This window comes from Acinetobacter sp. NyZ410, from assembly GCF_022828975.1.
GTDB classification, from domain to species: domain Bacteria; phylum Pseudomonadota; class Gammaproteobacteria; order Pseudomonadales; family Moraxellaceae; genus Acinetobacter; species Acinetobacter guillouiae.
The window spans coordinates 4,068,492-4,081,892 of record NZ_CP094620.1 but is presented as its reverse complement, the minus strand read 5'-3'; the positions used below and the strand labels follow the sequence as shown (position 1 = coordinate 4,081,892).

The following is a 13,401-nucleotide window of genomic DNA, read 5'->3' as shown; positions in this document are numbered from 1 at the left end:
GAAGCTGAATGGGCTTTAAACTAAAGAAGAAAAATACAGGGGATACTGCTCAAAAAAGTAGTTCAGGCGTATTAACCAAAACCAAATCAAAAATTGATGAATTTGCTAAGTTGTTTGGGGAAAGCGACAAATCAAAGCCATTTATTCAAATGGCAATTGCCAGCATCATCGTTGCGATTATTTTGCTTTTGGTTCTATTCTATACAGTTCCTCGAAATAACGACTTAACTCGTAGCTTGGGTGAATTAAAACTTTTATCACAGACCTTATCACGTCAAGCAACTGAAGCCACCGCATCGGGTTCGAAAGACTCAATTGATGCTTTAGTTGCATCGCAAAAGAAATTTAAAGAAAACTTAGATGTCGTCAAAGATATTCATGCGTCTTCAAAACAAGTGGAAGGCGTTGAAAAAACTTGGAAACAAGTTTCTGCTGATATCGACATGATTGCGACACACCAAAAAATCATTAACCAATTATATGACACCAACATTGCTGTTGCGGATGTGATCCCGGGCATGCAGGCGGAATATAACGCAATGGTTGATCAAATGGCACGTGACAACATGTCAAGTACTCAGGTTGTTATCGCGAAAAACCAAGTATTCCTTGCAGAACGTATTTTACGTTCTATTGGTTCAGTATTAAGTGGTTCGGATAATACCCGTGCTTCAGCAGACGACTTTAATGCGGATACTGAAACATTTGGTACGTATTTAAATGCGCAACTCAATGGGAGTGCCGATTTAGGTGTAACACGTATTGATAAACCTGAACTACGTGAGTCTTTAGAAAGTATTAAAGCGGATTACAATGAAATTGTGCAATTGGCATCAACTTCTGTACTAAAGAACTCTGATCAGATTTTTAAAGTACGTCAGGCATCGTCAGACATCTTTGCGCAATCGGATAATTTATTAAAAGGTTTGGATCGACTTTCGGTAAATACTGGTGTGGGTACGATTTTACCTGCATTGATTTTACTTCTTGCGCTCGGCGCATTCTTATTTGCTGTATTTAAACTTCTTGGTTTACGTAGTGAGTCAGATAAAGTTCGTGTAACACGTTTACAAGACGAGTATGACCGTAACCAGAATGCGATTTTACGTTTACTTGATGAAATTGCTGATTTGGCAGATGGTGATTTAAGTTCGTATGCAACGGTATCGGAAGACTTCACTGGTGCAATTGCCGATTCGATTAACTTTGCGATTGACCAATTACGTGACCTAGTATCTCGAATTAATGACACTTCTCAAGAAGTTGCACAATATACGCAGAATACCCAACAGATTACTAACCAGTTGGCTGAAGCTTCTGAGCATCAGGCGCAAGAGATTGCAGGGGCATCAACAGCGATTAATGAAATTGCACAGTCGATTGACCACGTATCTGCAAATGCTGCTGAATCAGCAGAGGTAGCACAGCGTTCCGTACAAATTGCATCAAATGGTGCAGATGTAGTAAACCGTTCAATCGAAGGTATGGATACAATTCGTGAGCAGATTCAAGAAACTTCTAAGCGTATTAAACGTTTAGGTGAGTCTTCTCAAGAGATTGGTAACATCGTATCGCTGATTAATGATATTGCCGATCAAACCAACATCTTGGCATTAAACGCAGCAATTCAGGCATCTATGGCAGGTGAAGCGGGTCGTGGTTTTGCCGTGGTTGCGGACGAGGTACAGCGTCTTGCTGAACGTTCAGCATCTGCAACCAAACAGATTGAAACACTGGTTAAAACCATTCAGACCGATACCAACGAAGCCGTAATTTCAATGGAACAAACCACCTCGGAAGTTGTGCGTGGTGCGAACCTTGCAAAAGATGCGGGTGTTGCCTTGGGTGAGATTCAAACAGTATCAAGTAACTTGGCTGGTTTGATTGAAAGTATTTCTGAGTCGGCGAAATTGCAGTCTGCTTCAGCAGGTCATATTGCAAATACGATGAATGTCGTACAAGAAATTACTTCACAAACCACTGGTGCAACATTTGATACAGCCCGTTCGGTTTCTGAATTGGCAAGTATGGCGGATTCATTACGTCAATCAGTTTCAGACTTTAAACTGCCTGACTAAAACGATTGATACTTTATATATGTGCAATATCGACTGTAACAAGTGGTTATTGCACAGAATGGAACGCCTTCTAAAGCCATTCAGCTTGACTGTATTTTGAAAGGTTTTAGTCCCAAAGACGGGAACTAACATAGAAGCCTGAGCTATGAAAGAAATATTAAAACATTTAGTGGAACACGTTACTTTACCTGAAGATGCGTATCTTGGTCAGGATGAGGAAATTTTAGAAATTTTTGTAGAAGAACTTGAAGAAATTTTTGAACAGCTACAAACCTCTCTTGATCGATGGCAACTCGAAGAGTTTAAAGATACCGAATTGGTCAATATTCGCCGTTATTTTCATACGCTTAAGGGGTCTGGGCGTATGGTGGGGGCTAAACGTTCTGGTGAACTTGCTTGGACCGTTGAAGATACATTAAATCGTATTATTACGAAAAATCTGGAACTTACTTCCGAGATTCAACACTATGTAAGTGCAGTATTTAATATTTATAAGTTCAAACTCTACTCAGAGTTTTTAAATCGAAAACCGCATCATTTAGATTTAGCACCTTTGGTGTATTTGGGGCAGCAGCTACAACAGAAACAAAGCTTAGAACCTGCTTTAGACGAGTTATTGGCATTATCAAATACACTGGATAATGAAAATGTCATTACTGGTTTGGAGATTGGTGAAGATACTGCAACAGCAGAAGTAACCTCTGTGACCACTCCGCATGTGGTTGATCACGTTGCAGATGGCTCTACAGATACGACTGAAGAAGAAGTGGCAGTTGAATCGACTGTTGCAGATGATAGTTTAACCTCTGAAACCTTGGAAATCTTTGTTGAAGAGTCAGAGGAGCATCTGGCGGCAATTAAAGACTTTTTGCACTTAGAAGAACATACGCCTGATCAATATAATCGCTTGATTCGTGCCTTGCATACTTTGCGTGGCAGTTCTTCAATGGCGCACGTCAATGAGGTCTTTGAAGCAAGTGGTAAGGTCGAGCATTTATTTAAAGTATTGGTTCAAGAAGATACCGAGTCCTCAAAAAATGAAAATGCGCTACTGACTTACTATGCTGAATTTGTCAGTGATTATCTCTATGTTTTAAAGCTGAAAGGTAATCAAGCTGTTGAGCTACAAACCATTTATCAAAAATTTAATGATGCTTGGGAACGCTACGATTTCCAACACCAATATCAACATTCACAAACGGGTTTAGTCACACAATTGGTTGATCTAGAGATCGATCTATTGCTTGATGCCGAGTTTGAGTTTGATAAGCGTGCCCAAGTTGAATATCCAGCATATTTCCAACAACTGGCTCAACAAGCGCAGATGTTGATAGATCATACCAATAATCGTGCTGCACAAGGCATTCATGATTTTAGTCTTGCTTTAAAAGATGGTTATGAACAAGTTATTCGCAAGCCTGATTTATTAAATACTGATTATGCTTTTGAAATGTTTTCTAAGGCCCATCAGGAATTTATTCATTTATTCGATACTTTGGCCTCAGGACAAAGAGTCAGCCTTAATGAATCAACACAAGCGATTTTGGCTGAGTTACATGACTATTTACACCAAGAAATAGACACTGGTGTTGCTGGTCAAATTGTTGAAACAAGGACTGCGCTAGATACTGAACAGCAGCCAGATACAGTCTCAATTGCAGCGAACCCTGTTGAATCAGTAGGGAACTATGTACTGACGCAAATTAATCTGGATAAACAGAATATTGACTCAGAACATAGTCAACGTGAATTTGATGCTGATGTTCTCGACATTTTTATTGAAGAAGCCGACGAATTGTTGGTTGGAATGGACCATGACTTAAATACGTGGTCAAGCCATCCTGATGACACAACCGCATTAAACAATTTGATGCGTTATTTGCATACCTTAAAGGGTGGTGCAAATATGGTGCAAGCCACCCATATTGGTTTGATTGCACACGAGTTGGAAACCATTTATGAACGCGTGATTAAAGGTCAACTCAAAGCAGAACCACACATTATTCAAGCGATTCGTTTAATTCAAGATGATGTGGCAGACCGTATTCAATTGATTCGCGAAAAATCAATTGATTATCCAGCTACTCATATTCTCAGTGTTTTACACAATATCGATCAGCAAGGTCCGATTGAAGCTGTTCAAGCATCAACTGCGGTTGAGCCACAATTTAGTCATGATGCAGTAGATTTGCATGAACTTGAATATGTTGCAGATGATATCGTTTTAGCGATTGTTGAAACTCCAGAACTGCTTGAAACTGAACTGTTGGATCAAGATCAACAACCTGCAATTGATGATGCTCAATTATTTATAGATGCAAATCAAGATGCAGGTTTAGATCCTGTTGAAGTTGTTGCTCGAGAAACCTTTATTGAAGAAGCACGAGAGCTGATTGATGATGGTTTGAGCATTTTATCTCAATGGTTTGATCAGCGTAGCAACCGTAGTTTCCTACTCCAATTACAACGTATTGCACACAGCTTAAAAGGCGGTGCAAAAATGGTGAAATTGGAAGAAGTGGCTGATATTGCATATGAATTAGAAAATGCATTTGAGCAATTTGGTTTACATAATTTTAATTCGAATGTTTATGATGGTTTATTGGAAAAAACCTTTCATTGGCTAGATGCTGCAATCTTTAAACATCACTATGATAATTTTGAAGGCTTAAAATCGAGCTTACATAGTATTGAATATGTTGATGTATCCGCACAGCTTCCAGAAAAACTATCTCGAACAAACTTAATCTTTGAGCAATCGATCAGTGAGTTTGTTCAGGGGGATGGTACAGAGCCACCGTCAATGTTGGGTGAATGGGATCTGTCACAAAAAACTGAATCTAACAATGAGATGATTCGTATCTCTGCCGATTTGGTTGAAAAAATGATCGACCTTTCTGGTGAAAACGCGATCAACCGTTCACGTATTGAGATGGATTTAGGGCAGTTAGGGAATACCTTGACTGATATGGAGTTGGCTATTCAACGTTTGGCAGATCAGCTACGCCGTATGGAAGGCGAGTTAGAAAGCCAAATTATTGCAAAACATGGTGATTTAAGCGCTCGTTATGCTGATTTTGACCCTTTAGAAATGGACCAATATTCATCTCTAAACCAGTTATCAAAATCGTTGGCTGAATCGGCATCTGACTTGGTTGATTTTAAAACCACGTTGGCTGAAAAGATTCGTGATACTGAAGGTTTATTACTTCAGCAATCTCGTATTCAAGCTGAAATTCAGGAAAGCTTGATGCGTACTCGTCTGGTACCATTCTCAAGACTGTTGCCTCGATTACAGCGCTTGGTTCGCCAGACCTCTTCAACCGTGAATAAACCCACTGAGCTTTTAGTCAATAATACTGAAGGAGAGTTGGATCGTAATATTCTGGAAAAATTAGTTTCACCGTTAGAGCATATGTTGCGGAATGCGATTGACCACGGGATTGAAGATGCGGAACAGCGTCAGAAATCGGGCAAAGCGTTGACTGGTCGAATTGATTTGAATATTAGTCGTCAAGGTACGGATGTACTTGTCTCGTTTAAAGATGATGGTAAAGGAATTGATCCAAAAGTTATTCGTGATAAAGCAATCGAAAAAGGCTTAATCAAAACGGATCAACAGCTAGAGCCTGAGGAAATCCTACAGTTTATTTTCCATCCTGGTTTTAGTACAGCACAGCAAGTGACACAAATCTCTGGTCGTGGTGTTGGCTTGGATGTTGTGCAAAGTGAAATTAAATCACTTGGTGGACAAGTGAGTGTCAGTTCTGAGTTGGGGTATGGTTCAACCTTTACGATTACCGTACCTACAACAGTTGCGGTCAGCGATGCCTTGATGGTGAAAGTCGGTGATCAGCAATTTGCAGTCCCATTATCGCAAATTGATCGTATTGTTCGAATTTCACCAGCTGCTTTGGAAGAATATTTTGAAACTCAAAATGACTATTTTGATATCGATTTCCAAAGCTATAAGCTACGTTATTTGGGTGAGTTTACCTCGAATCAAGTCACTCCACGGTTACATGGGCTTGCACATTCATTACCAGTGTTGTTGATCAAGGGAAGTTTGGGGCAATCGATTGCCATTCTGGTTGATCAGTTAATTGGTTCGCGTTCACAAATTGTGGTTAAACCGATTGGTAAGCAGTTTGCTACCATCAATGCAATTGCGGGTGCAACTATTCTGGGTGATGGTCAGGTGTGTTTGATTCTGGATGGGCAAAATATTGCACGACAAGTTCAAGCATCTACCCGTGGTAGTGCTGAACATCTTCAACATGATAAACAACGTCATCGTGATCAACGCCGTTTGATTATGATCGTGGATGACTCAGTTACCGTTCGTAAGGTCACTTCACGTTTGCTTGAACGCCAAGGTTTCGATGTGATTACTGCGAAAGATGGTGTGGATGCGATTGAGCAACTTGAAAATGTCAAACCAGACTTGATGTTGCTGGATATTGAAATGCCACGAATGGATGGTTTTGAAGTCACCAACTTGGTTCGCCACCACGAAATTCACCGCGATTTGCCAATCATCATGATTACGTCAAGAACAGGTGAAAAACATCGTGAACGGGCATTTAGCTTAGGTGTGACAAATTATATGGGTAAACCATTCCAAGAAGCTGATTTATTGGAAAATATTGAAGCTTTGTTGACGGTTAAATAGGAACGCTCATGACAAAGAATATTGAAAAATCTGCAATTGATAAAATTAGCACACGGGAATTACAGCATTTAATTACGGTGTCTACTGGGTTTATTGATGCATATATTATTGATTGTTATGATAAAGCACCAATGTTATTACCCCAAAATGTGGTGCTTTCTGCTCAGAATAGTCCAACCTATGTCAATGTCGTGGAATGGCATGAAAAGAAGTTGCCGACTTTTAGTGTCAGTGATCCTAAAAAGACCTTGGGTGTCGCACTGATCATTGAAGGGGAAGATGCAGACGAGCGTTTTGCCTTAATGTGCAATGAAATGCCAAGTTCGATACGGCTACGGATTTCAGAAGTGGTCGACGCAGAGGATAGCATCAAAGATAAGACGATTTTACAATATGTGAAAATTGGCGATAAGACTTATCATGTGCCGGATTTGGATCAAATCCAGTTACAGATTGGGATAAAGAAGACTTGATCTGTAATGCTTTCAAAGCTTATCTGTAAAAAAGGACGCATTTGCGTCCTTTTTTACTCAGTGAGAATCGCTCAGCTTAAGCGAGTAATTCGACTAAGATTTGTTCGTAGATTTCAGCCAAAGGCTCTAATTCAGCAATATTCACATGCTCATTAATTTGATGAATCGTTGCGTTTAAAACACCTAACTCAAGCACTTGAGCGCCTGTCGGAGCAATAAAACGACCATCAGAAGTCCCACCACTGGTTGAAAGTTCGGTCTCTGTTCCTGTCACATTTTTAATTGCAGTTCGTGCAGCATTGACCAATTCACCGACTGGGGTTAAGAAGGGCAAACCTGATAACGTCCACTCAATATCATAATCAACATGATGACGATCTAAAATCTCAAGAACACGTAATTTGAGTTGATCTGCAGTTACTTCAGTTGAGTAACGGAAGTTAAAGGTAACGGTCATCGTACCGGGTACAACATTGGTTGCGCCTGTACCTGCTTGAATATTGGAAACTTGGAATGAAGTCGCAGGGAAGTATTCATTGCCATTGTCCCATACCGTATCACAGAGTTCAGCTAAAGCTTTTGACGCGGTATGAATGGGGTTGATGGCTAAATGTGGGTAGGCAACATGGCCTTGTTTCCCTTTTACTGTTAACACTGCATTTAATGAACCACGACGGCCATTTTTTACGATATCGCCCAGCGTATCTGTACTTGAAGGCTCACCGACAAGGCACCATGTCATTTTTTCATTACGTGCTTCTAAGGTTTCGACAACTTTAACCGTACCATTGATAGAAGGGCCTTCTTCATCAGAGGTGATTAAAAAAGCAATAGAACCTTTATGGTTGGGATGATTCTTTACAAAACGTTCAGATGCAACCACCATTGCAGCCAATGCTGTTTTCATATCAGCACTACCACGACCATAGAGTTTGCCATCACGAATTTCAGGAAGGAATGGATCAGACTCCCATGCATCAAGATGACCTGTAGGCACAACATCGGTATGACCTGCAAAACAGAAAACTGGAGATGCCGTTCCGCGTCTTGCCCAAAGATTATCAACATCTTCAAAACGCATATTTTCAATATTAAAGCCAATAGCAGACAGACGATCTGCCATGATGGTTTGGCAGGTATGGTCTATAGGTGTCACAGAAGGCTGGCGAAGAAGTTGTAAACTCAGTTCTAAGGTATCCGAATGATTCATGGACATTGATCAAGTAAGTAAATTGAACAATATAATAGAGGAAGATAAAACCGAATGAAAACCTTAAAGCTTGAGAAAGGATAAAACTATTTAAATTGGCATTAAAAAAGCCTTATCTATTGAGATAAGGCTTATGTTGTAGAATGAAGTTGATACTTACAATTTATTTTCAACTTTTTCTGCAGAATTCGTAACAGCATCCCCCGCTTTAGATACATCCTTACCAACACCTTTAAATGTGTTGCAACCAGCTAAAACAAAAGCGAATAACATTGAAACTGCTAAAATTTTTTTCATTACTATCTCCGTGTTTCACGCGTTAATTAGAATTTTAGTATACGAGCATCGGGTTAATATATCGTTATGTTTTTATGAGTGGATTGGTTAATCCATGTATAAGAAACGTGAATAATTAAGCATTTATGTCAAAGAAAAGCGCCAGAGGAGCTTGGCGGTACATATAAAATTGCAGGCTATTTTTATTATGATATAAACCATTACACCAAAATTGGGCAGCAGCTGAGCTTTGCTTTAGATCTGGGCAAATCCATTCATGCCGTTGTAGACGGTAAAAATCTTGTGCAATGTGATGTCCCCATTGACCCAATCGACGTTGCGTGTTGATCCATGAGGGCGGTGCAACATCGTTTTTATTGTTAGGCAGATAAAGCTGTCCTTTCATCACAGCCAGTTTCTTTTCAATTTTAAGATCTAAAGCCTGAGTAAATTGAAATTGTTTTTCTGAGAAATGATTCAGTTTTCGTAAAAGGGTGTCGCTACGATTTAGACCATACCAATGCTTTAAGTGTAAGTTTGATTCGCCTAAATAGTACTTTAAAGCAACTTCCCAATGCTCGATCTGTTTTGTGGCCTGATTACGAACAAGGAAATCAATTTCGCCTAATGTATTCTTTGCTTCAATGATTTGGATACTATGCTGAATTAGTTGATAGTGTTGATTGGCTTCATCTTGTAACCAGAACCAAAATAAATATTCAAAACGTAAACCTAAACGTGTGCTTTTAAGCTGTTGTACAAATTCAATGAGTGGGGTGGGGTCATGATCGAGTTGATCTAAGCGTGTTTGAAAATCTATATATTGTTGTTGCCAAAACGCCGTGTCGTGTACTTCAAAACGATTTTTAATTTCTAATTCATCAGGCAGATGTTGCATAATATTGGGACTGGCAATGCAAAAAGCCAATTGACGAACAATAGGGTGTTTGTACTTTAACCAAGGTTCAAAGTAGGCTGTCATTGTATGCTGTCCTAAACTGAAGACTCACTCAGTTTATTTTTAAAGAAAAGGTCTTTAGCGTGTTGAGATTCAAGCAAATAAGTGAATCAACATGCAAGCTCAATTTTGATTGTATTGGAAATGATGAACACCGTGATTTTAAAATACAATGATTTCAATTGATTTAAAATATACTGGCAAAATCATTTGGGCGGTATACTAGTCGAATGGGCAGATTGAGTTAATCTATGAAAGTTTTGTTTTGGCGAACATTGGTGATTGTTTTTATTGTACTCGGGTTTATTGGGGCAATATTACCGGGAATGCCAACGACAGTTTTCCTCATCTTGGCCGCTTGGGCGGCATCAAAAGGTTGGCCACAGGTTGATGCTTGGTTACTCAATCATCCAAAATATGGTGCAACGCTTCGTGCTTGGCGTGAAAATGGGACTGTGCCACGTAAAGCAAAGTGGATCGCCAGTATTATGATGTTGATCAGTGGGGTGATCATGTTATTCACCAATGCGCCACTGGCTGTGAAGATTTTTACCGATGTGACCATGTTGATTGTGGCTATCTGGCTTTGGTTGCGCCCTGAACCAAAACCTATTGTAAAAATCTGAATGAAATGGATAAATCCGAATAGCCTTCATTTGATATGTTTGATCATTAGGGGCTGTTGACAATTCGTCTACGTTTGCGACTACGTGTGTTTTTTAGGCGATAGTAGGCGCGAAATACGAAATTTAGTCATTCTAAATGAGTAGTTCGTAACGACGTAGCGACAAAAAACACGCTAGTCCCGAAGGGTTGTGGTTAAAATTATCTCAGCCTTCGTTATGAAACTCGAAAATAGTCTCGCTATTATCTTCGTTTCCTGCCTTGCCTGCTCAATTTTAACCTACAACGCAAGCCATTTATGAAATGTCAACAGACCCTAAGTACTGAATATTTTATTAAGCTTATAGCAAATAGATAATAGGGTTAAAATATTGATTAAATGATCTACTCAATTTAATTAAAATATGGGTTTAAATATTTTATAAATAGATAAATAATAAACAAAAAACACCAATTTAAACTAAAATGATCTATTTTTTAATCACTCAAACCTAAAATAGGTAAAACATCGAGAAAAGCGTTTGACACTCAGTAAAGATTCTCTATAATGCACCTCACAAACGATGAAGTCGTTAGGGCGCTTAGCTCAGTTGGTAGAGCGTCTGCCTTACAAGCAGAATGTCGGCGGTTCGATCCCGTCAGCGCCCACCAAGCTTTAACGTTGAATTTTTAGTGCAGCGGTAGTTCAGTTGGTTAGAATATCGGCCTGTCACGCCGAGGGTCGCGGGTTCGAGTCCCGTCCGCTGCGCCACTTAAATTCAATCATCGTATGTATAGCAATTCATTTGTTAAAGTGCAGCGGTAGTTCAGTTGGTTAGAATATCGGCCTGTCACGCCGAGGGTCGCGGGTTCGAGTCCCGTCCGCTGCGCCACTTTAGAATGATTTTGCAGTGACATGTAATACTGAATTAGAGTCTAAATAGTTTTTTATTTATTCTAGTTTAGGGCGCTTAGCTCAGTTGGTAGAGCGTCTGCCTTACAAGCAGAATGTCGGCGGTTCGATCCCGTCAGCGCCCACCATATACAATGCAGCGGTAGTTCAGTTGGTTAGAATATCGGCCTGTCACGCCGAGGGTCGCGGGTTCGAGTCCCGTCCGCTGCGCCATTTATCTTATTTCCTGAGATCAAGATATTTGGATGTATAAGAATTTGAAAGGGAATATTGTTTTCTTTTATGTTCTGATAAAGTAATATTGTGATGATCCACACTCAGGGCGCTTAGCTCAGTTGGTAGAGCGTCTGCCTTACAAGCAGAATGTCGGCGGTTCGATCCCGTCAGCGCCCACCATATACAACGCAGCGGTAGTTCAGTTGGTTAGAATATCGGCCTGTCACGCCGAGGGTCGCGGGTTCGAGTCCCGTCCGCTGCGCCATTTATCTTATTTCCTGAGATCAAGATATTTGGAATGGTAAGAATTTGAAGTTTTTGATTTTTAAAGATCAAACATTATAGACTTCATATCGCTTACTCCCCATCTTTAGGATAGAACTTAAGATTAAATCATCGATTTTCTTATAGGTTCAAACAGAGTAAATAACTTTGTTTATCCACACTCAGGGCGCTTAGCTCAGTTGGTAGAGCGTCTGCCTTACAAGCAGAATGTCGGCGGTTCGATCCCGTCAGCGCCCACCACATTTTCCAATCTAGTTATTTGTTTAGAACTTCTGTATAATATATAAGCATAAGTATTTTAAAAATAAATTTTCTATGCGAAATCCATATCAACGTAAAGCTGCTTCTTCAACTCAAAAAAACTCAGTCCAAACCCTAGACCAATACAAACATTTTGTCGAAATGATTGTTTCACAAACCAAGGTTTTTGTTCTTTATGATGATGGCTGGGCTTTGTGCGCATCACCGACAGGGCAACAGTCTTTAGCTGTTTGGCAAAGTAAAAATTTGGCACAACTTCTGATTAAAGATAACTGGAGCCGTTATGCAGTTCAAGAAGTTGAACTCATTGTTTTTATTGAACAGATGATTCCTTTTATCAAACAAAATAATACCGCAATTTCTATAAATTTAACCCCTGAAGGGCGGAATATTTTAGTTTCGACAAATAAATTTTTACTCGATATCAAAAATTATTTATATCAGATGTATACGACTCAACCTGAGTTATTTCAAAACAATAAACGCTTACCCTTACCACGTAAAATTCGCTTACATCAGTAACGCTGTACAAACAATGATATGGCATTCTGTGCCTTAATATTCACCGAGCACCCAACCGCTACTATAAGCAAAGTACTCTCTTAACCATGCGTTATAGCGTGTCGTGAGTGGAGTTTCAGCACCTACAGTAATGAAGTTATGATAGCCTTGCTTTCTGGCGATTGCTGCGGCACGTAAGGTGTGAAAATCACTGGTCACAATCGCAATTTTAGAGTCTAAAGTTAAACCATGCGCTTTTAAAATCGCTTGGCTATTTTTTAGATTTAAGTCAGTACTGGTACTTTTATTTTCTTGTAGGATTCTACTGGCTTGGATTTGCATCTGCTCTTGTAAATATTGCGACATAATTTCTGCTTCAGGTTTTTCTTCACCAAAATCTAAACCACCACTGACAATGATCAAAGCTTGTGATTGTTGTTTTGCAATTTCACCGGCTTGATCTAAACGTTTTGCGAGGGTCGGTGAGGCTTTTCCTTGGGTAATGCCACTGCCTAACACAATAATGGCTTGTAGATTATTTTCTGCTGTATTTTGTTGGGATTTTAAGTGGATATAACCAAAGAAGCCGATTAAGCTGACTGACCAAAGTGTAAATAGAACCCATCCTAAGCGCCAGATTTTCTTTAACTTTAAGTGTTGGGCCAAATACTGCTGAATGTGTTGGCTCCATAGCGCTGTAGTGATAAAGACTAAGCCAATCAGCAAAGGGAGTATTGTTCCTAAGTGGATTTTTTTATATAAAATTAAAATAAATCCATCGAGGAATAAGACAAATCCCAGCAAAAAAAAGACAATGCGGAAGAGTTTATTGTTATACATGGGTGAAAACAAATCATTAAAAATTAATCTAATTCTAAACGAAATCTGTGCATTTATTATATATGAATCAAAAAAAACCGAGCAATTGAGCTCGGTTTTGGTGGGTAAATTTATT

The 13,401-nt window shown here is 39.5% G+C and carries 9 protein-coding genes and 8 tRNA genes; 13 read left to right on the top strand and 4 right to left on the bottom strand.

The features are described 5' to 3' along the window. Positions 1-8 precede the first annotated feature (8 nt). From MTO68_RS19220 to MTO68_RS19210, 3 genes are all read left to right on the top strand, one after another. Positions 9-2,078: a methyl-accepting chemotaxis protein gene (locus tag MTO68_RS19220; RefSeq protein ID WP_004817697.1), complete on the top strand. Its 2,070-nt coding sequence runs from the start codon at positions 9-11 to the stop codon at positions 2,076-2,078. Between the two features lie 145 nt (positions 2,079-2,223). After that, entirely contained in the window at positions 2,224-6,750 is a 4,527-nt protein-coding gene (locus MTO68_RS19215; protein WP_244013984.1) for an Hpt domain-containing protein, read from the top strand. Between the two features lie 8 nt (positions 6,751-6,758). Beyond that, positions 6,759-7,223, top strand: coding sequence for a hypothetical protein (locus MTO68_RS19210; protein ID WP_004723795.1), 465 nt, complete (start codon positions 6,759-6,761; stop codon positions 7,221-7,223). Between the two features lie 76 nt (positions 7,224-7,299). Here MTO68_RS19210 and dapE read toward each other — a convergent pair whose 3' ends face one another. From dapE to MTO68_RS19195, 3 genes are all read right to left on the bottom strand, one after another. Further along, positions 7,300-8,433 (bottom strand): succinyl-diaminopimelate desuccinylase, encoded by a 1,134-nt coding sequence (gene dapE / locus MTO68_RS19205; protein ID WP_004723792.1) that lies wholly within the window; start codon positions 8,431-8,433, stop codon positions 7,300-7,302. Positions 8,434-8,589: 156 nt separating this feature from the next. Then, positions 8,590-8,730: an entericidin A/B family lipoprotein gene (locus MTO68_RS19200; RefSeq protein WP_004723791.1), complete on the bottom strand. Its 141-nt coding sequence runs from the start codon at positions 8,728-8,730 to the stop codon at positions 8,590-8,592. A 115-nt stretch (positions 8,731-8,845) separates the two neighbouring features. After that, positions 8,846-9,691, bottom strand: coding sequence for a DUF1853 family protein (locus MTO68_RS19195; RefSeq protein ID WP_244013982.1), 846 nt, complete (start codon positions 9,689-9,691; stop codon positions 8,846-8,848). A 227-nt stretch (positions 9,692-9,918) separates the two neighbouring features. Between MTO68_RS19195 and MTO68_RS19190 the strand changes: the two genes are divergently transcribed. The 10 genes from MTO68_RS19190 to MTO68_RS19145 all read left to right on the top strand — a co-directional run bounded on the left by MTO68_RS19190 (position 9,919) and on the right by MTO68_RS19145 (position 12,467). Next, entirely contained in the window at positions 9,919-10,293 is a 375-nt protein-coding gene (locus MTO68_RS19190; protein WP_244013980.1) for a YbaN family protein, read from the top strand. 573 nt (positions 10,294-10,866) lie between these two features. Beyond that, positions 10,867-10,942, top strand: a tRNA-Val gene (locus tag MTO68_RS19185). Positions 10,943-10,965: 23 nt separating this feature from the next. Further along, a tRNA-Asp gene (locus tag MTO68_RS19180) sits at positions 10,966-11,042 on the top strand. Positions 11,043-11,086: 44 nt separating this feature from the next. After that, a tRNA-Asp gene (locus tag MTO68_RS19175) sits at positions 11,087-11,163 on the top strand. Between the two features lie 72 nt (positions 11,164-11,235). Further along, positions 11,236-11,311: transfer RNA gene (locus MTO68_RS19170), tRNA-Val, on the top strand. Between the two features lie 8 nt (positions 11,312-11,319). After that, positions 11,320-11,396 (top strand) — tRNA-Asp (locus MTO68_RS19165). A 107-nt stretch (positions 11,397-11,503) separates the two neighbouring features. Next, positions 11,504-11,579, top strand: a tRNA-Val gene (locus MTO68_RS19160). An 8-nt stretch (positions 11,580-11,587) separates the two neighbouring features. Then, a tRNA-Asp gene (locus MTO68_RS19155) sits at positions 11,588-11,664 on the top strand. A 184-nt stretch (positions 11,665-11,848) separates the two neighbouring features. Beyond that, positions 11,849-11,924, top strand: a tRNA-Val gene (locus tag MTO68_RS19150). A 75-nt stretch (positions 11,925-11,999) separates the two neighbouring features. Next, complete coding sequence (locus MTO68_RS19145) at positions 12,000-12,467, top strand: DUF2750 domain-containing protein (protein WP_034613763.1); 468 nt, start codon at positions 12,000-12,002, stop codon at positions 12,465-12,467. Positions 12,468-12,500: 33 nt separating this feature from the next. Here MTO68_RS19145 and MTO68_RS19140 read toward each other — a convergent pair whose 3' ends face one another. After that, positions 12,501-13,286 carry a YdcF family protein gene (locus MTO68_RS19140; RefSeq protein ID WP_244013978.1) on the bottom strand — a complete coding sequence of 262 codons (786 nt, stop codon included), beginning with the start codon at positions 13,284-13,286 and terminating at the stop codon, positions 12,501-12,503. Between the last annotated feature and the right edge of the window lie 115 nt (positions 13,287-13,401).

Bases quoted from the DNA above. Each gene is read 5' to 3' on its own strand.
- MTO68_RS19220 (WP_004817697.1), top strand. From the start codon at position 9: ATGGGCTTTAAACTAAAGAAGAAAAATACAGGGGATACTGCTCAAAAA.
- MTO68_RS19215 (WP_244013984.1), top strand. From the start codon at position 2,224: ATGAAAGAAATATTAAAACATTTAGTGGAACACGTTACTTTACCTGAA.
- MTO68_RS19210 (WP_004723795.1), top strand. From the start codon at position 6,759: ATGACAAAGAATATTGAAAAATCTGCAATTGATAAAATTAGCACACGG.
- dapE (WP_004723792.1), bottom strand. From the start codon at position 8,433: ATGAATCATTCGGATACCTTAGAACTGAGTTTACAACTTCTTCGCCAG.
- MTO68_RS19200 (WP_004723791.1), bottom strand. From the start codon at position 8,730: ATGAAAAAAATTTTAGCAGTTTCAATGTTATTCGCTTTTGTTTTAGCT.
- MTO68_RS19195 (WP_244013982.1), bottom strand. From the start codon at position 9,691: ATGACAGCCTACTTTGAACCTTGGTTAAAGTACAAACACCCTATTGTT.
- MTO68_RS19190 (WP_244013980.1), top strand. From the start codon at position 9,919: ATGAAAGTTTTGTTTTGGCGAACATTGGTGATTGTTTTTATTGTACTC.
- MTO68_RS19145 (WP_034613763.1), top strand. From the start codon at position 12,000: ATGCGAAATCCATATCAACGTAAAGCTGCTTCTTCAACTCAAAAAAAC.
- MTO68_RS19140 (WP_244013978.1), bottom strand. From the start codon at position 13,286: ATGTATAACAATAAACTCTTCCGCATTGTCTTTTTTTTGCTGGGATTT.